The organism is Arthrobacter pascens (genome assembly GCF_030815585.1).
GTDB classification, from domain to species: Bacteria; Actinomycetota; Actinomycetes; order Actinomycetales; family Micrococcaceae; genus Arthrobacter; species Arthrobacter pascens_A.
In genome coordinates this window covers 462,721-481,115 of the sequence record NZ_JAUSWY010000001.1, presented here as the reverse complement: position 1 = coordinate 481,115, position 18,395 = coordinate 462,721, and the positions used below count along the sequence as shown (strand labels likewise).

The window sequence follows — 18,395 nt, the reverse complement described above, 5'->3', positions numbered from 1 at the left end:
CACGGTGGGCGGCGCCGTCGCCGTATGCTGGGTGCAGCCCTGTCCCTGGCTTTAAGGATCTTTTTTCGATGCTCGCCGCTGCACGTCACCAGGCTATTTTGGATTCCGTCCAGCGGGAGCGCGTTGTGCGCGTCGCGGACCTTGCCCAGCAGTTGGGTGTTTCGCTGATGACTGTTCGCCGGGATATCGAGCTGCTGGAGGAAGGCGGCCTTCTGGAGCGTATCCATGGAGGCGCCAAGCTTCCCGGTGATGCCAGTACCCACGAGCCTGGGTTCGACCTCAAGTCCACTCAGCTGCCCGCGGAGAAGCGCGCCATCGCCTTGGAGGCCGCCGGCCTCGTGCAGGAGGGCATGGCCGTAGGGCTCGGGGCCGGAACCACCACCTGGGCGTTGGCCAAGGAGCTCGTCAACGGCCCGCGGATCACGGTGGTGACCAACTCGGTGCGCATCGCAGATCTTTTCCATCACGGCGGGTCAGCCGGTTCAGCCCGCTTCGGATCCACTGTGATCCTGATCGGCGGCGAGCGGACCCCGTCGGATGCTTTGGTGGGGCCCATAGCCACTGCCGCACTGAAGCAGCTGCACCTGGACCTACTGTTCCTCGGCGTGCACGGGATGGACGCCGAGGCCGGATTCACCACTCCAAACCTGCTGGAAGCGGAGACCAACCGCGCCTTTGTGGCGGCGGCCCGTAAGGTGGTTGTCCTCGCCGACCACACCAAATGGGGCCTGCTGGGGATCAGCACCATCGTGTCTTTGGACGAGGTTGACGAGGTCATCACCGACTCCGGCCTGGGCGCCGAAGCCCAGCGGCTGCTGGGTGAGAGAATCACCAAGCTCCGGATCGCTTCCGTCTAAGGACGCCTTGCGGACGCCAACCCGCCGCGTCAGAAGCGCAGCTCCCTGCAGGCTCTGTCTCAGGGGCAGCCGCAGGACTGGCGGACACGGAGTTGGGTGGGGAAAATGCGGTGCTGTGCCGGCTCCCCGCGCCCGGCCCCGACCAGGGCAGCCACCGCTGCCTCGGCCATGGCACGGACTGGCTGCTCCACGGTGGTCAGGGCGGGCCACGAATATTCGGATTCCACGGACCCGTCAAAGGACGCAAGGGCAATGTCGCCGGGCACGGTGAGTCCGGCTTCGCGGACTGCCCGCAGGATGCCGATGGCCTGCATGTCGGAACTGGCAAAAATAGCCGTGGGCCGGTTGGCGGACGCTATCAGGCGCTGCCCCGCAAGATGGCCACCGGGGCGGGTGAACTCGCCATGGACGATCTGCCCTTCGGGCACGCCCGCATCCCGGAGCGCCTCCAGCCATCCCCGCTCACGTCCGTCCACTTCGCCGGATACGTTGGTACCCATGGCCAGGCCGATCCGGGTGTGCCCGTGCCCGATCAGGTGTTCCACCGCGATCCGGGCCCCGGCGGCAAGGTCCACGCCGATGCTGTTGAAGCCTGCGGCCTCGCGGCCATGGTTCATCAGCACCGAAGGGATATCAGCCTTCTCCAGGTCGTCCAGGTCCGGTTCAAAAAGGACGCTCGCCAGTAATACGCCATCCACCTGGCGCGCGGCCAGGTTGCGGATGTTCCGCCGTTCCTTCGCCAGATTCCCGTCCGAGTTGGTCAGGACAAGGGCGTAACCCAAATCGGCGGCGGCATCTTCCACGGCATGGGCCAGGAGGGAGAAGAACGGGTTGCTGTTGTCCGGGACAATAAGCCCCAGTGTCTCGCTGGAGCCCAGCTTGAGGGCGCGCGCTGCCGCGTTGGGCCGGTATCCCAAGACCCTGATGGCATCCTGCACTTTGGCCTCCGTGGCAGGAGCCACCCGCTTGGGGCCTCCGTTCACCACATAACTCACGACGGCAGTGCTCACGCCGGCGTAGCGGGCCACATCCTTTCGGGTAACGGGTCCGCGAGGAGTGTGCAAAGCCGAAGAGGTCATGGGATCCATGCTAACTACACGGTCTCGGGGGCATCGCCGAAGTCGCGGATTGGGAGCCGTTCGCCGCCGCGCAGGGCGGATTCGTGCGCGACGATGCCGGGCAGTGTGAACCGTGCCGCCACCCAGGCGTTGACCGGGGGCAACGTGCCCTGGTTGACCGCTGTCACGAAGTCGTCCACCAGGAAGTGGTGGCTGCCCTCGTGCCCGTTCGGTGCGCCACGGAACTCCTCCGGAAGCCGTTCGGCGTCGTGAACCGGGGACAGCCCGGAAACGAAGGCATCCCTCAGTTCGGGGGCCACGTTGGCCAGCGAGGGGTCGTCCAGGGACATGCTGGGCCGCGTTTCCAGCTGCTCGGAGATGTCGTGGACGTTTTCCTTGTCCTGCCAGACGGTGACTTTGGCAAGCTGCTCGAAGCTGGCGTCAGTGCCAAAGAAACGGAAGCGGGACTCCCGGATGTGCGACGGGTAGCCCACCCGGCGCATCTCATTGGTGCGCATCACGCCGCCGTCGTTCAGCTCGAACAGGGCCGTGGCGTTGGAGAAATCGTTGCCGAACATGCTGACGTCCTTGTCGAACACGCCATCGTTGCGGTGGTCCTTGACGCCGACGCAGCTGACGCTGACGGCATGGGCCGGGACGGCGCCCAGCACTCCGCCGACGGCATGGGTGGGGTACAGCATGGGAGGGTAGCTGGCCGTCTCCTTCCAGCGTTCGCCTCCGCTGTACTGGTAGGCGTCGTAGAAGCCGAGGTCCATGTCGTGGACGTAATCGCCCTCGCTGTAGAAGATCCTGCCGAACCTGCCAGCCGCATGCTGCTTGCGGGCATAGACGGTGGCCGGGTTGTAGTAGCTGGTCTCGCCCATCATGTAGACGTTTCCGGTCTCGCGCACGGCATCGATGATGCGGGCGATCTCGTCCTCGGAAATGGCCATCGGAACAGCCGAATAGACATGCTTGCCCGCACGAAGTGCCTGCTCCACCAGGGGACCGTGGGTCCAGCGCTGCGTGAAGATGGCCACAGCGTCGACCTCGGATTCCAGCAGTTCATCAAAACTCGCCTTCACACCGGCGAGCTGCAGGCGGTCCGCTGCTTCGGCGGCCCGCAGTGAAACTTCATCCACGACATACACCTCGCTGACCCCGGGGTGCAGATTGAACAGGTGCGCAAACTGGCTGCCGAACTGACCTACGCCTACTACGCCGATTGAAAACGACATTGTTTACCTTCCATTGACGACCATCCGGGGACTTGCCCGGCAAGCGCTCTCCGCCGGGGTTTCCAAGTGTTACACCCAAATCTACTCGAGTCAACAGACTAATCAATGGGATAAAACCCTGAATGAGCAAGATAGAAAGAAACACTTGCCCTCCTGAATCTACTCGTGTAGATTGCTTCACAGTTGTTATCCACATCACAGTCAAGGAAAGGGTCGACGATGACCACCCTTACCAAGCAGCAACGGGACCCGGCAGACCGGGCGCCACACTCCACGGCAGGAACCGGAGGCCCCCGGAAGAAGAGCCTCACGCACCGGATGGGCGACATGAGGATCGCCATGGTTTTCATCTTCCCGGCGATGATCGGCTTCGTAGCGTTCTTCCTGATTCCCACCATCCGGGGCGTCTACCTCAGCTTTACCGAATACAACATCCTCGGTGATCCCACGTGGATCGGGCTGGATAACTACACCGCGATTTTCGCCGATGAGCTTTTCTGGAACGCGATGAGCGTGACCGTCCAGTACGTGGCCATCAACATCGGTTTCCAGACCGCCATAGCCCTTGGCCTGGCGCTGCTGATGCACCGGGTGGCCAAATCCACGTTCATCCGTGGCGCGCTGCTGCTGCCGTTCCTGGTGGCCAACGTGATCGTTGCGCTGCTGTGGTTCTGGATGCTCGACTACCAACTGGGCATCGTCAACGAGGTCATCAGCTGGCTGGGCGGGCAACGCATCGCTTTCTTCGGCAGCGAGCAATGGGCCATTCCCACCATCGCGGCCGTGAACGTCTGGCGGCACATGGGCTACACCGCGCTGCTGATCTTCGCCGGACTGCAGTCGATTCCCAGCCATGTGTATGAGGTTGCCTCCCTGGACGGGGCGTCCCCTACCCGGACGTTCTGGTCCATCACCATGCCGCTGCTGCGCCCGGTCATGGTGCTGGTCCTGGTGGTCACCGTCATCGGCTCCTTCCAGGTCTTCGACACCGTGGCCGTCACCACCGCCGGCGGTCCCATCAACGCCTCCCGCGTCATCCAGATGTACATCTACCAAAAGGCCTTCACCGAGTCGGACTTCGGGTACGCCTCGGCACTGTCTGTCATTCTCTTCGTCATCCTCGCCCTGGTGGCCTTCGTTCAAATGAAGTTCCTCAAGGGCAATGAATCGGATCTGGACTAAGGACCCCCGCAATGACTACTTCGACTCCCTCACGCAACGACGCGGCCGCCCCGGCCCGCGCAGCCATCATCAAGCCCCGCAAGCCGTTCAACTGGCGACGTGCGGGAGCCTGGACCCTCGTGGCCATCGCGCTGGTGGTGACCATTGCGCCGTTCCTGTGGATGCTCCGCACCGCCCTGTCCAGCAACCATTCCCTCGCGGCCAACTCCGGCAACCTCCTGCCTGCCGACTTCAGCTGGGGCGCCTTCAAACGCGTTTTGGGCCTGCAAACCCCTGAGGAAGCCATTGCCGAGGGCGGGTCCGGTGCGGCCATCAACTTCTGGTGGTACTTGCGCAGCTCCATCATTGTCTCCACCGTGGTCACCGTCGGACAGGTGTTCTTCAGCTCCATGGCCGCCTATGCCTTCTCCCGGCTGCGCTGGCCCGGGCGGGAGAAAGTGTTCGCACTCTTCCTGGCCACCATGATGGTGCCGCCGATCTTCACGGCCCTGCCCAACTTCCTGATGATCAAGAACCTGGGTCTCCTGAACACCTACGCCGGCATCATCCTGCCGTTCCTGTTCATGACGCCCTTCGCGATCTTCTTCCTGCGCCAGTTCTTCCTGAGCATGTCCCGGGAAGTGGAGGAAGCTGCCATGCTCGACGGCGCCAGCAAGTTCCGCATCTACTTCAAGATTGTGCTGCCCAACGCCGCGGCCCCCTTGGCCACGCTGGCGTTGTTGACCTTCATCGGCACCTGGAACGAATACTTCTGGCCGCTTCTGGTCGGCCAGGACGAGAGCGTCCGGGTCCTCACCGTTGGCCTGGGTGTCTTCAAGTCCCAGTCCCCGCAAGGCGCCCCCGACTGGTCCGGCCTCATGGCGGCGACCCTCATCGCCGCCCTGCCGGTCCTCCTGCTCTTCATCGCCTTCGGCAAGAAGGTAGTGAACTCCATCGGCTTCTCCGGAATCAAATAATCCCCCCTGTTCCACCGGCTCCACAGTTCCACTGTTCCTTCAGTTCCACACTCCCCCGTTCCGCCCCTGCATGAACCGAAAGGCCCACCATGAAAAAAACGCTTGGCGTCGCCGCTGCTGCCGCTGCCATTGCCCTGTCCCTGTCCGCCTGCGGCGCACCCGCTCCAGCCTCCACCGAGGCCAAGGGCGAGATCAACTACTGGCTCTGGGACGCCAACCAGCTCCCTGCCTACCAGCAGTGCGCTGATGACTTCACCAAGGCCAACCCCGATATCAAGGTCAAGGTCACCCAGCGCGGCTGGGACGACTACTGGACCACCCTGACCAACGGCTTCGTTGCCGGCACCGCACCGGACGTTTTCACCGACCACCTGGCCAAGTACCCGGAGTTCGCCTCCAACAAACAGCTCCTCGCCCTGGACGACGCCGTCAAGAACGACAAGCTCGACCTGAGCATCTACAACGAGGGCCTGGCCGACCTCTGGGTGGCCGAGGACGGCAAACGCTATGGCCTGCCCAAGGACTGGGACACCATTGCCATGTTCTACAACAAGAAGCTGGTGGCTGATGCCGGTCTCACCGAGGAACAGCTGAAGAACCTCGACTGGAACCCCAAGGACGGCGGCAGCTACGAGAAGGCCATTGCCCACCTGACCGTGGACAAGAACGGCGTGCGCGGCGACGAGGCCGGCTTCGACAAAAACAACGTTGCCACTTACGGCCTGGGCCTTGAAGACGGCAGCGCAGGCATGGGCCAGACACAGTGGAGCTTCCTCACGGCCACCACCGGCTGGACCCACACCGACAAAAACCCGTGGGGCAAGAAATTCAACTACGACGACCCCAAGTTCCAGGAAACCATCACCTGGTGGGCAGGACTCGTGGAAAAGGGCTACATGCCCAAGCTTGAAACCACAGTAGGCACCGAGATGCAGGACACCTTCGGCGCAGGCAAGGCCGCCATCAACACCAGCGGTTCCTGGATGATCGGCCAGTACACCAGCTACAAGGGCGTGGAAACAGGCATCGCCCCCACACCCAAGGGACCGGACGGCCAGCGCGCCAGCATGTTCAACGGCCTGGCCGACTCAATCTGGGCCGGCACCAAAAACCCGGCAGCATCCGTCAAATGGGTGGAATACCTCGCCTCCACCGCCTGCCAGGACGTAGTGGCCAGCAAGGGCGTCGTGTTCCCCGCCATCACCACCTCCTCCGAGAAGGCAGCCGAGGCATTCAAGGCCAAGGGCACGGACGTCTCGGCCTTCACCACACACGTGAAGGAAGGCACCACCTTCCTCTTCCCGATCGCGGACAAGGCGGCCAAGGTCGAGGGCATCATGAAGCCCGCCATGGACGCCGTGATCTCGGGCAAGAAGCCTGCCAGCTCCTTCACAGAGGCCAACGAGAAGGTCAACGCCCTCTTCAAGTAGGCGTAAGACGTGACTGCGGGTGTGGCTGCAGTCACCCGTTCCGGATGCCGCCGTTCCCTCCTCGCGACGGCGGCATCCGGATTCCCCCGCTCCATCGAAGCCACTCAACAGCACCACCGTCCTGCGTCACCGAACGCACATCATCATTACTGAAAGAGATATACCTATGGATCCGCTCCACCTCCGAACCGCCGGCACCAGCCTGGTGATCAGCTTCAACAGCGGGGAGGCCGAGATTATCCATTGGGGCGCCGATTTGGGCGCCACCCTGCCGGATCTCGCCATCCTGGGCGAGCCCGTCCCCCACTCCGCGGTGGACGCCACTGTCACAGCCGGTCTTCTGCCTCAGGCGTCGTCGAGCTGGCGCGGCAGGCCTGCACTCCGCGGCCACCGCATTGCCGACGGCGTCTCCGGTCTGGATTTCTCCGCCCGCCTGCGCGTCGTGACTGCCGCCACCGACTGCAACTCCGCTGTCATCGTGCAATCCGACGCCGATGCCGGCATCACCGTTGAGTCTTCCCTGACACTGCACGACGGCGGCCTGCTGGAGCTGCGCCACACCATCACCAACGACGGCACCACCCCCTATCAGCTCGACGAACTGGCCACGGTCCTGCCAGTGGCTCCGGACGCCGTCGAACTCCTTGACCTGACCGGACGCTGGTGCCGTGAAAACCACCCCCAGCGCCGGTCCATCCAGCAGGGGACCTGGGTCCGGACTGGCCGGCACGGCCGCACCGGCCACGACTCCTCGCTGCTGTTCGCTGCCGGCACCGAAGGCTTCGGCAACCGCCAGGGCAAGGTCTGGGCAACCCACCTTGCCTGGAGCGGAAACCACGAACAGTTCGCGGACAGCATCGGGGACGGCCGCACCATGATCGGCGGCTCCGAACTCCTGGGCCCGGCGGAGGTCATCCTCCAGCCCGGCGGCAGCTACACCACGCCCGCACTCTTCGCCGCCTACTCGGACCGCGGACTGGACGGCATCAGCGAAGCTTTCTACAGCTGGTTCCGGTCCCGGCCCCACCACGTCATGCCTGCTGCGGGCGGCGGCAAGCCCCGTCCCGTGGTGCTCAACACCTGGGAAGCGGTCTACTTCGACCACAATCTGGATACGCTGATCGAGCTGGCCGACTCCGCCGCCGAGCTGGGCGTGGAGCGGTTTGTGCTCGACGACGGCTGGTTCCGCGGACGCCGGGACGACCGCGCCGGCCTGGGCGACTGGTACGTGGATGAGTCGTTGTGGCCCAACGGGTTCACGCCGCTGATCGACGCCGTCACCTCGCACGGTATGGAATTCGGCCTGTGGGTGGAGCCGGAAATGGTCAACCTGGATTCCGATATTGCCCGGGCACACCCCGAGTGGATTGTTGGCCCGGCAGTGCCCTCGCACAAGGACGGCGGCAGGCTCCCACTGGAGTGGCGGACTCAGCACATCATTGACCTCGTGAACCCGGACGCCTGGCAGTACATTTTCGACCGCATGGACGCGCTCCTGCGCGGAAACAACATCAGCTACCTCAAGTGGGACCAGAACCGCGACCTGATCGAACACGGCCACGCCGGTCGCTCCTCCGTCCACGAACAGACGCGGGCGGCCTACAGGCTGTTTGACGAGCTCCGCAAGGCCCATCCCGGCGTCGAGATTGAAAGCTGCTCCTCCGGCGGCGCCCGGGTGGACCTGGGGATCCTGGAGCGCACCGACCGCATCTGGGCCTCGGACTGCAACGACGCCCTGGAGCGGCAGACCATCCAGCGCTGGACCGGGCTGGTGGTGCCGCCGGAACTCGTGGGCGGGCACATCGGCCCCACCACCTCTCACACCACAGCCCGCACCCACGATCTCTCGTTCCGCGCCATCACCGCACTTTTCGGCCATTTCGGCATGGAATGGGACGTCCGCAGTGTCCAGGGCGCCGAGCGCGAGGAACTCAAGCGCTTCATCGGCCTCTACAAGGAACACCGGGACCTGATCCACAGCGGCCGGATGATCCGCGCCGACGTCGCTGATGACTCGCTCATGCTCCACGGCGTGGTGGCCGACGGCGGAGCAGACATGGGTGAAGGTTCGACGACGGCGCTGTTCGCCCTGGTCAGAACCCGCACGGCGTTCGCTGAACAGCCGGGCAGGGTCGCGATTCCGGGGCTGGAACCGGACCGCACCTACCGGGTGGAAGCCATCTTCCCGGTACCCGGAGACGTCGACTACGCCCACACGTACACGCAGGTCCGGCCGCCGGCGTGGCTGGCAGACGGGGCCGTTGCCAACGGCCGGTTCCTGGCCGAAGTCGGGCTTCCCATACCGATCCTGAACCCGGAGCATGCCGTTCTTCTAAGGTTCACGGCGGCGTAGCGGCGATTGGGTGGCCTGCCGTGCCTTCTCCTCTGGCACGCAATGCACGGCAGGCCAAGCCAGCCTATACATTTGGAGGCATGACTGAAGCCTCAACCGCCGCCGAAGCCGGCCGCGGCACCATCCTTGTGATCAACGGGCCCAACCTGAACCTTCTGGGAACCCGCGAGCCGGAAAAATACGGCACCTCCACCCTTGCCGATGTTGAACAGCTGGCCCGCGGTGCAGCTGAGGTCCACGGCTTCACGGCGGAGTGCGTCCAGTCCAACCATGAGGGCGTCCTGTTGGATACTATTCACGCCGCCCGGGGCAGCGCCGTCGGGATTGTGATCAACGCCGGCGCCTTCACCCACACCTCAGTTGCCCTCCGCGACGCGCTCGCGGCGGTTCAGCTACCGGCGGTGGAGGTCCACATCACCAATGTGCACCAGCGCGAGGAGTTCCGGCACCACTCGTTCCTGTCCCCGGTCTGTGCAGCGGTGATCGTGGGGGCGGGCGTGTTCGGCTACAAGCTCGCCATCGACTATCTGGCGGAAGCCCTGTAGAAATGGCCGCCGCGCCGATATCCGCCAGCCGCACCGCCTCGTGGTACCGGCATTTTGGCCTGGTGGAAGCGCCCGGCTCCTCCCCCTGCTACGCCGAGTGGACGCTCGGCATCGCAGATGACCCCCAGATGATCTCCCGGATCGACCAGTGGCCGCACGACAAGCGCCAGCCCAACCTGCTTCTTGCCGCTGCACGGTTTCTGGGTGCTGGGGCCGGCCCGTACGCGCAGTTCCGCGGTTTCCTGGAAGACCATTGGACTGCCGTCAGCAGGATTGTCCTCTCGCGTTCCACGCAGACCAACGAGGCCGGCCGCTGCGCCGCTCTACTGCCCTCGCTGGCTGCAATCTCAGCGGCTGAAAGGAAGCCTTTGGCCCTGATCGAAGTCGGGGCGTCGGCCGGTCTGGTGCTGTTCCCCGACCGGTACGGCTACGAGTTCGACGACGGCACCACCGTCACCCGGCTGTCTCCGGACCAGGCGGTGCGAACCGGAGGTGAGCCTCCCGTCCTAAGGTGCGTCACCAGCGGCCCGGTTCCCTTGCCGGCCGAGCTTCCGCAGGTGGTGTGGCGGGCGGGCATCGACCTGAACCCGCTGGATGTGAACAACGCCGACGACGTCGCCTGGCTGGAAGCGCTCGTCTGGCCCGAGCAGGACTTCCGGCTCATGAGGCTGCGCCAGGCCGTGGCCATTGTGCAGCAGGATCCCCCGTTCCTGATCGCCGGAGACCTCAATGACCAGCTGGTCGACGTTGCTGCGCAGGCACCCGCCGGCGCCGCCCTGGTGGTTTTCCACCATGTGCCGTGATGGGCTACCTCAACGCCAACGGCCGATCCAGGTTCCGCGAGACCATCCGGGAACTCGAGGCCAGCCGGGGCTGTCACTGGCTGTCCAACGAGGGCCACATGGTGATCGACCAGGAGGACGGGTCCAACGTGGTGCCGGAGGTGGATCCGCAGCGGATCCTTGGCAGGTTCCTGCTCACCCACAACGGCCGGCCGGTGGCCATCACGGGCCCGCACGGCCAAAGCCTCGAGTGGCTCTGACTCACAGGCTCCCTACTTCTGGATGCACTGCCCGGATGACACGGGGGCGCTCAGGCCGGAAGCCTGGGACGCAACCGGGGTCAGGTCGTTCATGGTGATGGCAAAGCCCATCCCGGCGTCGGACGTCGCCTTGGCAAAGATCACGCCGGCCACCAGGCCTTCAGTGGTGAGCAGCGGCCCACCGGAGTTTCCGGGCTGGACGTCGCCGGCCAGGCGGTAGATCTCCTCCGGTGATGAGTTGTTGCCGTAAATGTCCGGCACCAGCACGGTGCTGATGTCCTGGACTGTGGCCGGCTTGGACTGGAACGGGCCGCCGTGCGGATATCCGGCGAAGGCGGCCGGGCTGCCGTTCGGGAGGTCAGGGCTGAGCGCCAGCGGTTCGGAGGGCAGCCCGTCAACGGCCAGGACTGCGAGATCGTGTTTGGTGTCGAAGTAGACCACCCGACCGGGCATCGCTCCGCCGTCCGGGATCTCCACAACCGGCTGCGACACGCCCGCCACCACATGGGCATTCGTCACAACCCGACCGGGGGACACCACAAAGCCGGTGCCGGTCTGGTTCTGGCCGCATTCGTAGGCAGTTCCCGCGATTTTCAGGACCGATTCCGCCGCCTGGTTCAGCGCGGGCGTGTCGGTGCTGGCGTTGGGAACAGGCACGGGTTCGCCCGGCCGCAGGCCTTCAAGCAGGATGGGAATTCCGTTGCCGATCACAGTGGACCGCAGTTGCGCCATGGTGGCCTTGACCGGCGTGGGCGTCAGGCCGTCGATGAACCGGATCACCTTGGACTCGGCCAGCTGCTGGGAGACAAACGGCACACCCAGCGCGCTGATGCTGAAGGCGAGCAGGGACATGACCAATGCGGAGACCACCACATTGACGGCACCGCCCAGCAGCCGGTCCACTGCCCGCAGTGGCTGGATCCGCACGGCGCCGCGGATTCTCCGCCCGATCATGGTGCCCAGGCCGTGTCCCAGTGCCACCAGCACGACCGTGGCGGCCACAATCGCGGTCAGCCTCCACCCGGAGTCATCCACATAGCCGCTGACCAGGGGCACGGCGAAAAACGCAGCCACCGCCCCGGCAGCAAAACCGGCGATCCCACCGAGGGTCACCAGGAAGCCGTTGCGCAGGCCGTAGATCAGGTAGGACAGCAGCGCCAGGATCAACGCCAGGTCCAGAACAGTCAAGCCAAACACCAAGGCTCCTTATAAGCGGTCGAGCCCTCATTCTAGTGGTGCATGCTGGCATTCTTCTGTGGACGACGGCGGCCCCGGATTCTCCCCGACATTTGACCGGAAGGGTGCCGTGCAGGTGGGCGGCAAGCAGCATCCGGCCGCGTGAATGGGTACTCTCTGCCGTCCTTTAGGGCGTTTCGGCTGCCAAGTACGTCACAGAACCTTCAAAATTCTGAAACAATGGCACAAGCGCCACAGCCGACACATTTTATTCAGGAGATTACATGGACATCGAGGTACTGCGCCGAGCACCCCTTTTCGCCACGCTCGACGACGAAGCATTCCGTCTGCTGACGGACGAGCTGACCGAGGTGGACCTTTCCCGCGGTGCGTCGGTATTCCGCGAGGGCGACCAGGGCGACCAGCTCTACTTCATCGTCTCCGGCAAAGTGAAGCTGGGCCGCACGTCCCCGGACGGCCGCGAATCGCTCCTGGCTATCCTGGGCCCGGGCGAATTGTTCGGCGAAATGGCCTTATTTGACCCCAGCCCGCGGACCGCCACGGCGACGGCCGTCTCGGAGACCCGCCTGGCCGGGCTGAGGAACGAAAGCCTCAACGCCCTGCTGCGCACCCGCCCCGAGGTCTCGGCGCAGCTCCTGCAGGCTCTGGCCCGCCGCCTGCGCCGCACCAACGATTCACTCTCGGATCTTGTCTTCTCGGACGTCCCCGGCCGCGTGGCCAAGGCACTCCTTGACCTGGCAGACCGCTTCGGCCGCCCGGCAACGGATGGCGTCCTGGTAGCCCACGAGCTCACCCAGGAAGAACTGGCACAGCTGGTTGGCGCATCCCGTGAAACGGTCAATAAGGCCCTGGCCGAATTCGTACAGCGCGGCTGGCTCCGCCTGGAAGCCCGCGCCGTAGTAATCCTGGACATGCAGCGCCTCCGCCAGCGCTCGCGATAGCCCCGTAGCAAGCCCCAACAAGCGTCCGGCCCAAGGCCGGCATCCTCCGCGTGCTGCTCCTTCGTCGCTTTGACGCACGCTTCCGGATGCCGGACCTCGGGCCTTTTGCGTTTAAAGGCCTGGGTGCCGGATCAGGCAAGAGTGCGAGAGGGTCCGGCCAAAACTGACCAAAGGTGAGAGAGGGTCTGAGCTGGGCAGCGGACTCAACCACGGCCTATTGCAGAACCCCCGGCGGTCGTAGGATTGAGCCACGAGGTGCATAAGCATGTCTGTGGCAATGGTTGTAGTATTGATCTTCCTGGGCTTGGCGTCGTTGTCGGCCATGATCGGCACGGTCGTCCTGGTGATCCGCGACGGCCGTGGCCGGATTCCCTTGGAACCCACCGAGCAGCGCTGGATTCCGGGGACCCTTCCCAGCCGCCCGTATTCTGAAATCCGCCTGTAGCATGCTGCGCGGTCACCTTCGGCGAAACGAGGCAGAGCGATGAGGCCCAGGCCCACCCGGCTGGACCATGTAGCCGGATTCAGCATTGACACCGTGGCTGCGGCAGCCGGAGACGATCCGGACACCTTGCGGCTCGAGAATCTGGATACGGATCTGCTCCCTCCGGCCGCGGCGATCGAGGCGACGCGTGCAGCAGTAGGGCTGGATTCCGCTAATTCATATCTTCCGTTCACCGGTCAGCTGGCTGCCAAGGAAGCAGTCGCCGCCTATGTGGCCGGGCGGACCGGCGTTAGTTACGACCCGGCGACGGAAGTCATCCTGACCTCCAGCGATGGGGACTGCCTGCTTGATGCCCTCCTGGCTCTTACTGATCCCGGAGATGAGATCGTGCTCACGGACCCCACGTATGCAGGCATGCTCAATCGTGTGCGCCTGGCAGGGGGCGTACCGCGGCTCGTGCCGATGACGGTCTCCGTGGGTGCGTGGCGCATGGACCTGGATGCGCTGGAGGCCGCCGTCTCGCCGGGAACGCGGGCAATCTTCGTCCAGAACCCGTCTTTTCCCTCCGGATACCGGCTTAGCGACGAAGAATGGTCCGCCGTCACACGCCTCTGCGTCGAGCATGACCTGTGGCTGATCTACTGGTCGGTAATGGAGGGAATCGTCTACGACGGTCAACCAATCCTCAGCCCGGCTTCCTACCCCGGAATGCGGGATCGCACCATCATCATCGGCACGGCTTCGATTGAGCAGCGCATGATCGGCTGGCGTATCGGTTGGATTCTGGCACCGGCCGCGGTCATATCCGATCTCGCCGTCGTCCATATCTACAACGGCATCACCCCGGGCGGTATTGCACAGGCAGGGCTGATTGCTGCCCTGCGTGATGGCGATGACAGCTTTGCCGAGTGCCTTGCTGAATGGGAGCGGCGACGCAATGCCCTCACAGCTGCCCTGCACGGATTCGCCATGGTCCCGGCAGCAGGCGGCTGGTCCCAGATTCTGGACACCGTAGAACACGGCGTCCAGCCGGGTGACCTCTCCCGGGTCCTGCTGCGACACGGCGTTGCGGCGACCGCGATGACAGGCTGGGGCGGGGAAGTCGCAGACCGCCACCTCCGCCTGGTATTCAGCAATGAACCTGTCGAACGGATCCACCTGTTGGGCGACCGTTTCAGGGCAGCGATGCAGGAGGCCGGCGGCCGCGAGTGAGCGGGTTCTAACGCTCCCGCTGCGGATCGCCCGCCACGGTTTTAGCGGCTTCAACCTCGAGCATGAGCTTGCCGTCCTCTTCCACGAGGCTGGGCTGGTACACGTGGGCCTTGCGCTTGTAACTGAGGTAGGCGATGCAGCCGTTTGCCGATGCCATCTTCTCCAGCATGATCTCCGAGCCGGGCACGAGGAGCTGGCCGAGCGTAAGCCCCACGGTGTTTTCCTGGCCCACTTCATCACCCAGGGCAGTGGTGTCGCGCTCGGCAATGACCTTGGTAACGCACACCCAGCGGCCCCATACGCCTTTGCTCTCCAGGATGGTGGGGTGCTGGTTCATGGGAACCGTAGCGGCAAAATAGCGGGTATCGAAGCGCAGGTGTGCGAAGTCCGGGCTGCGCCAGTTGACCAGGGATTTCAGGAGGTCGGTCCGCAATGACAGACCGCGCTTGGCCAGGACCGCTGAGAAGGACTTCTCCTGGTTGGCCACGGCCTCACGGGCGCGCATCCACTCGGTGGTGTAGGTGGTCTCCACCGTGGTGGACACGTCAGGGCCCGCAAGGAGCACCCCGGTTTCCTCAAAGAGTTCGCGGATGGCGCCGACCACATGGCGGCGCGCAAGCCCGACGTCATCCGTTCCCATCTGCTCGGCCCAATACTGGGGCGAGGGGCCCAGCCAGCCAACGGCGTCGTCGTCGGACGCATCCAGAGAACCTCCGGGGAAGGCGAGGACCCCCAGCGGTGAGGAGCCGGGACGGTAGCCCAGCCAGGTCTCCAAACCGGTGGGGGAATCCCGGAGCAGGACCACCGACGAGGCGAGGCGGGCGGCACGCGGAGTCCGCTCACCGTGTTCGAGCCAGCTTTGTGCTGCCCCTTCAAGATCGGGAGGAAGGGCAAACAGTCGTCGGGCGAGCTGAGGCAAAAGAAGTTACCGGTCCCTAGCTGAATTCGGCGATCAGTTCGACTTCTACGGGAGAGTCGAGCGGCAGCACTGTAACGCCGACGGCGGAGCGGGCGTGATGTCCCGCGTCGCCCAGGACACGGCCCAGCAGTTCGGACGCTCCGTTGATGACGCCGGGCTGGCCGGTGAAGGACGGATCCGACGAGACGAATCCCACCACCTTGACGATCCTGGTGATGCGGTCAAGGTCGCCGATGACGCTCTTGACAGCCGCCAGGGCGTTGACGGCGCAAATGGCGGCGAAGCGGTGGGCATCCTCGGGCGACACGGTGGGTTCGTCAGCGTAGCCCTCGGTACCGGTGGAGACTTTGCCCGTAGCTTCGAGTTTGCCGTTAATAAAGGGCAACTGTCCGGAGGTGTAAACGTGGTTGCCGGAGATCACTGCCGGCACGTAGGAAGCCACCGGGGCGGCCACCGCGGGAAGGGCCAAGCCCAGTTCAGCCAGGCGCTGTTCAACGGCGGAAATAGGCGCGGTTTCCGCGCCGGACGTGGTCTCTGCGGGGGTGCTCATGGTTACTGCTTCTCCCTCTTGAGATAGGCAACAAGCCCGTTTCCGTCCGGACCCGTGACTACCTGGACGAGCTCCCAGCCGTCCTCTCCCCACTGGTCCAGGATCTGCTTCGTGGCGTGAATAATGAGCGGAATCGTGGCGTACTCCCATTTGGTCATGACCTAAAGACTAGTCCTTGCCGGTAAAGTGGAAAACATGGTGACTCGTAAGAACCCCATTTTCGACACAGCCACTACCCTCGGAAAGCTTTTAGGCTTCCTTGGTGTGAGCGCGATTTGTGGTGTCCTGGTGGCAGGCCTGCTGGTTCCGGCCGCGGCCGTTTCCGGCAGCGCAGCAAGCGGTTCCATCGAGTTCTTCGACACTCTCCCGGCGGAGCTGCAGGTGGACCCGCCCAGCCAGTCCACCAAGGTCCTGGCCGCGGACGGCAGCCTGATCGCCAACCTGTACGAGGAAAACCGCACCAAGGTTGCCCTCGACCAGATCTCCCCGTTTATGCAGCAGGCAGTGATCGCCGTTGAAGACAGCCGCTTCTACGACCACGGCGGCGTGGACACCACGGGTATCCTCCGCGCCGTGGTCAGCACGGCCCGCGGCAACAAGCAGGGTGCCTCCACCATCACCCAGCAGTATGTCAACAACGTCCTCAACGCCAACCTCGCCGCCGAGGGCAATGAAGCGGACATCAAGCTCAACGGCGTTAACAAGGGCGTGGGTGACAAGCTCCGCGAAATGAAGCTGGCCATCGCCCTGGAGAAGAAGTTCAGCAAGGAGCAGATCCTTGAGGGATACCTCAACATCGTCTTCTTCAACCGTGACGCCTACGGCATCGAAGCCGCCTCCAAACTTTTCTTCAGCACCACGGCCAAGGACCTCACCCTCCCGCAGGCGGCCCTCCTTGCCGGCCTGGTCAACAGCCCCTCCGCGTTTGACCCCATCACCAATCCGGACAACGCCAAAGCCCGCCGTGACCTGGTGCTGGGCCTGATGCTGGACCAGGGCAAGATCACCCAGGCCGACCACGACGCCGCCGTGGCCACCCCAGTGGAGCCCAAGGTCACTCCCGCCCAGCAGGGCTGCGCCTACGCGGCCACAGCACCGTACTTCTGTGACTATGTGCTGCACCTGCTGCTGAACAACCCGGCCTACGGTGCGGATGCACAGGAACGCACCAACAACGTGTTCCGCGGCGGCCTCACCATCACCACCACGCTGGATCCCAAGGCCCAGGCCGTTGCGCAGGCCGAATCCGACGCCGCGGCCGGAGCCAACCCGGACAAGTGGGGCTCGGCCATCGTCTCGGTGCAGCCGAACACCGGCAAGATCACCAACATGGCGCAGAACACCTCGTTCCTGCCAGCGGACGGCAGGTTTGATTCGCAGGTGAACTTCAACGTGGACAAGCTGGACAAGAACGGCAACGACCTCAATGGCATGGGCGGCTTCCAGCCGGGCTCCACCATGAAACCGTTTACGTTCGCCGAGTGGCTGAACGAGGGCAAGTCCATGGACACGAACATCAACGCGTCCGTCCGCAAGTATCCGCAGAACTTCCCCTGGAAAAACACGTGCCCGAATCCCACCGTCGGCTGGTATGACGCCAGGATCCCCGGCAGCTTCGACCTGCAGAACTCGGACGAGGGCTATTACCGGAACATGACCGTCCTGTACGGCCTGATGAACTCCATCAACACGGCCACCTTCGCCTCGGCGGCGCAGGTTGACCTCTGCGGCATCCAGAAGATCGTGGATGCCGTGGGTATCCATGGCGGTCTGCCGGACGCGGAAGGAAATCCGAACCCGCAGGTCAAAATGACCACTTTGGCAAACCTGATCGGTTCCACCCAGACGGCCCCGCTGACCATGGCTGCTGCGTTTGCCACATTCGCCAACGACGGCAAGTACTGCGAGCCCATCGCCATCACCTCAGTGACGGACCAGACCGGCGCCCAGCTTCCCGCCCAGTCCTCCAACTGCAAGGACGCCGTCAAACCCGAGGTGGCCCGCGGCGTTGCCTACGCCATGGGGGAAGTGCTGAACGGCGGCTCCGGCTCGCTGATCCAACCGCGACTGTCCACGAAAACCAACTTCCCGGTGGCAGCAAAGACCGGCACCAACGACACCAACGGCTCGACCTGGGTGGTTGGCTACACCACCGGCCTCGCAACCGCCGCGTGGTTCGGTGACCCGCTGGGCGACCAGAAACGCCCGGGTCGTAACCTGACCATCAACGGCAAGAAGTACGACGCGATCGACGGTTACATGATCGCCGGCCCCATGTTCTCCAAGTACATGCTCCAGATGGCACCGGCTTACGGCACTAACCCGTTCATTGCGCCGCCCAGCAACATGAGGGGCGGGACCCCGCCCAAGCCCGCTTCGCCGTCACCCGCGCCTTCTTCCCCGCCGTCAACACCGCCGTCACCGGAGCCAAGCAAAAACGACAACGGCAACAAGGGCAACGGCTAGCCGC

The 18,395-nt window shown here is 64.3% G+C and carries 18 protein-coding genes; 12 read left to right on the top strand and 6 right to left on the bottom strand.

From position 1 onward, the window contains the following. The first annotated feature begins 68 nt into the window (after positions 1-68). Positions 69-857 (top strand): DeoR/GlpR family DNA-binding transcription regulator, encoded by a 789-nt coding sequence (locus QFZ30_RS02300; protein WP_307073097.1) that lies wholly within the window; start codon positions 69-71, stop codon positions 855-857. 59 nt (positions 858-916) lie between these two features. On the opposite strand, the gene QFZ30_RS02295 is transcribed toward QFZ30_RS02300, so the two are convergent. Together QFZ30_RS02295 and QFZ30_RS02290 are read right to left on the bottom strand one after the other, a co-directional pair. Next, positions 917-1,936: a LacI family DNA-binding transcriptional regulator gene (locus QFZ30_RS02295; RefSeq protein WP_307073095.1), complete on the bottom strand. Its 1,020-nt coding sequence runs from the start codon at positions 1,934-1,936 to the stop codon at positions 917-919. Between the two features lie 14 nt (positions 1,937-1,950). After that, complete coding sequence (locus QFZ30_RS02290) at positions 1,951-3,153, bottom strand: Gfo/Idh/MocA family protein (protein WP_307073093.1); 1,203 nt, start codon at positions 3,151-3,153, stop codon at positions 1,951-1,953. Positions 3,154-3,372: 219 nt separating this feature from the next. Here QFZ30_RS02290 and QFZ30_RS02285 point away from each other — a divergent pair, with 219 nt between their 5' ends. From QFZ30_RS02285 to QFZ30_RS02255, 7 genes are all read left to right on the top strand, one after another. Beyond that, positions 3,373-4,335 (top strand): carbohydrate ABC transporter permease, encoded by a 963-nt coding sequence (locus tag QFZ30_RS02285; protein WP_307073092.1) that lies wholly within the window; start codon positions 3,373-3,375, stop codon positions 4,333-4,335. Positions 4,336-4,346: 11 nt separating this feature from the next. After that, positions 4,347-5,291: a carbohydrate ABC transporter permease gene (locus QFZ30_RS02280; protein WP_307073090.1), complete on the top strand. Its 945-nt coding sequence runs from the start codon at positions 4,347-4,349 to the stop codon at positions 5,289-5,291. An 89-nt stretch (positions 5,292-5,380) separates the two neighbouring features. Then, positions 5,381-6,721 carry an ABC transporter substrate-binding protein gene (locus QFZ30_RS02275; protein WP_307073089.1) on the top strand — a complete coding sequence of 447 codons (1,341 nt, stop codon included), beginning with the start codon at positions 5,381-5,383 and terminating at the stop codon, positions 6,719-6,721. A gap of 166 nt (positions 6,722-6,887) precedes the next feature. Then, positions 6,888-9,074, top strand: coding sequence for an alpha-galactosidase (locus tag QFZ30_RS02270; RefSeq protein ID WP_307073087.1), 2,187 nt, complete (start codon positions 6,888-6,890; stop codon positions 9,072-9,074). Positions 9,075-9,154: 80 nt separating this feature from the next. Continuing rightward, a complete protein-coding gene (gene aroQ / locus QFZ30_RS02265) occupies positions 9,155-9,619 on the top strand; it encodes a type II 3-dehydroquinate dehydratase (RefSeq protein ID WP_307073084.1) in 465 nt (154 codons plus the stop codon). A gap of 2 nt (positions 9,620-9,621) precedes the next feature. After that, positions 9,622-10,422, top strand: a complete 801-nt coding sequence (locus QFZ30_RS02260; protein ID WP_307073082.1) for a DUF2332 domain-containing protein — start codon at positions 9,622-9,624, stop codon at positions 10,420-10,422. Further along, positions 10,422-10,661: a DUF2332 family protein gene (locus QFZ30_RS02255; RefSeq protein ID WP_307073080.1), complete on the top strand. Its 240-nt coding sequence runs from the start codon at positions 10,422-10,424 to the stop codon at positions 10,659-10,661. The genes QFZ30_RS02260 and QFZ30_RS02255 overlap by 1 nt, the downstream gene beginning before the upstream one ends. A 12-nt stretch (positions 10,662-10,673) precedes the next feature. Here QFZ30_RS02255 and QFZ30_RS02250 read toward each other — a convergent pair whose 3' ends face one another. Next, complete coding sequence (locus tag QFZ30_RS02250; RefSeq protein ID WP_307073078.1) at positions 10,674-11,858, bottom strand: MarP family serine protease; 1,185 nt, start codon at positions 11,856-11,858, stop codon at positions 10,674-10,676. Positions 11,859-12,121: 263 nt separating this feature from the next. Here QFZ30_RS02250 and QFZ30_RS02245 point away from each other — a divergent pair, with 263 nt between their 5' ends. The 3 genes from QFZ30_RS02245 to QFZ30_RS02235 all read left to right on the top strand — a co-directional run bounded on the left by QFZ30_RS02245 (position 12,122) and on the right by QFZ30_RS02235 (position 14,456). After that, positions 12,122-12,799: a Crp/Fnr family transcriptional regulator gene (locus QFZ30_RS02245; RefSeq protein ID WP_214961308.1), complete on the top strand. Its 678-nt coding sequence runs from the start codon at positions 12,122-12,124 to the stop codon at positions 12,797-12,799. A gap of 265 nt (positions 12,800-13,064) precedes the next feature. Next, positions 13,065-13,244 (top strand): hypothetical protein, encoded by a 180-nt coding sequence (locus QFZ30_RS02240; protein WP_307073076.1) that lies wholly within the window; start codon positions 13,065-13,067, stop codon positions 13,242-13,244. Positions 13,245-13,283: 39 nt separating this feature from the next. Continuing rightward, on the top strand, positions 13,284-14,456 hold the full coding sequence (locus QFZ30_RS02235; protein WP_307073074.1) for a pyridoxal phosphate-dependent aminotransferase: 1,173 nt from the start codon (positions 13,284-13,286) through the stop codon (positions 14,454-14,456). Positions 14,457-14,463: 7 nt separating this feature from the next. Here the strand turns inward: QFZ30_RS02235 and QFZ30_RS02230 are convergent, their stop codons facing one another. Genes QFZ30_RS02230 through QFZ30_RS02220 form a run of 3 tightly spaced genes read right to left on the bottom strand, consistent with a single transcriptional unit; the run spans position 14,464 to position 16,083 of the window. Continuing rightward, positions 14,464-15,375: an NUDIX hydrolase gene (locus QFZ30_RS02230; protein ID WP_307073072.1), complete on the bottom strand. Its 912-nt coding sequence runs from the start codon at positions 15,373-15,375 to the stop codon at positions 14,464-14,466. Between the two features lie 16 nt (positions 15,376-15,391). Next, positions 15,392-15,925 (bottom strand): RidA family protein, encoded by a 534-nt coding sequence (locus QFZ30_RS02225; RefSeq protein WP_307073070.1) that lies wholly within the window; start codon positions 15,923-15,925, stop codon positions 15,392-15,394. A gap of 2 nt (positions 15,926-15,927) precedes the next feature. Then, positions 15,928-16,083: a DUF4177 domain-containing protein gene (locus QFZ30_RS02220; protein ID WP_011693223.1), complete on the bottom strand. Its 156-nt coding sequence runs from the start codon at positions 16,081-16,083 to the stop codon at positions 15,928-15,930. Between the two features lie 37 nt (positions 16,084-16,120). On the opposite strand from QFZ30_RS02220, the gene QFZ30_RS02215 reads away from it, so the two are divergent. Next, positions 16,121-18,391 (top strand): transglycosylase domain-containing protein, encoded by a 2,271-nt coding sequence (locus tag QFZ30_RS02215; protein ID WP_307073068.1) that lies wholly within the window; start codon positions 16,121-16,123, stop codon positions 18,389-18,391. Positions 18,392-18,395: the final 4 nt, after the last annotated feature.

Excerpts from the sequence above, each read along its gene's own strand:
- QFZ30_RS02300 (WP_307073097.1), top strand. The coding sequence starts at position 69 with ATGCTCGCCGCTGCACGTCACCAGGCTATTTTGGATTCCGTCCAGCGG.
- QFZ30_RS02295 (WP_307073095.1), bottom strand. The coding sequence starts at position 1,936 with ATGACCTCTTCGGCTTTGCACACTCCTCGCGGACCCGTTACCCGAAAG.
- QFZ30_RS02290 (WP_307073093.1), bottom strand. The coding sequence starts at position 3,153 with ATGTCGTTTTCAATCGGCGTAGTAGGCGTAGGTCAGTTCGGCAGCCAG.
- QFZ30_RS02285 (WP_307073092.1), top strand. The coding sequence starts at position 3,373 with ATGACCACCCTTACCAAGCAGCAACGGGACCCGGCAGACCGGGCGCCA.
- QFZ30_RS02280 (WP_307073090.1), top strand. The coding sequence starts at position 4,347 with ATGACTACTTCGACTCCCTCACGCAACGACGCGGCCGCCCCGGCCCGC.
- QFZ30_RS02275 (WP_307073089.1), top strand. The coding sequence starts at position 5,381 with ATGAAAAAAACGCTTGGCGTCGCCGCTGCTGCCGCTGCCATTGCCCTG.
- QFZ30_RS02270 (WP_307073087.1), top strand. The coding sequence starts at position 6,888 with ATGGATCCGCTCCACCTCCGAACCGCCGGCACCAGCCTGGTGATCAGC.
- aroQ (WP_307073084.1), top strand. The coding sequence starts at position 9,155 with ATGACTGAAGCCTCAACCGCCGCCGAAGCCGGCCGCGGCACCATCCTT.
- QFZ30_RS02260 (WP_307073082.1), top strand. The coding sequence starts at position 9,622 with ATGGCCGCCGCGCCGATATCCGCCAGCCGCACCGCCTCGTGGTACCGG.
- QFZ30_RS02255 (WP_307073080.1), top strand. The coding sequence starts at position 10,422 with ATGGGCTACCTCAACGCCAACGGCCGATCCAGGTTCCGCGAGACCATC.
- QFZ30_RS02245 (WP_214961308.1), top strand. The coding sequence starts at position 12,122 with ATGGACATCGAGGTACTGCGCCGAGCACCCCTTTTCGCCACGCTCGAC.
- QFZ30_RS02240 (WP_307073076.1), top strand. The coding sequence starts at position 13,065 with ATGTCTGTGGCAATGGTTGTAGTATTGATCTTCCTGGGCTTGGCGTCG.
- QFZ30_RS02235 (WP_307073074.1), top strand. The coding sequence starts at position 13,284 with ATGAGGCCCAGGCCCACCCGGCTGGACCATGTAGCCGGATTCAGCATT.
- QFZ30_RS02225 (WP_307073070.1), bottom strand. The coding sequence starts at position 15,925 with ATGAGCACCCCCGCAGAGACCACGTCCGGCGCGGAAACCGCGCCTATT.
- QFZ30_RS02220 (WP_011693223.1), bottom strand. The coding sequence starts at position 16,083 with ATGACCAAATGGGAGTACGCCACGATTCCGCTCATTATTCACGCCACG.
- QFZ30_RS02215 (WP_307073068.1), top strand. The coding sequence starts at position 16,121 with ATGGTGACTCGTAAGAACCCCATTTTCGACACAGCCACTACCCTCGGA.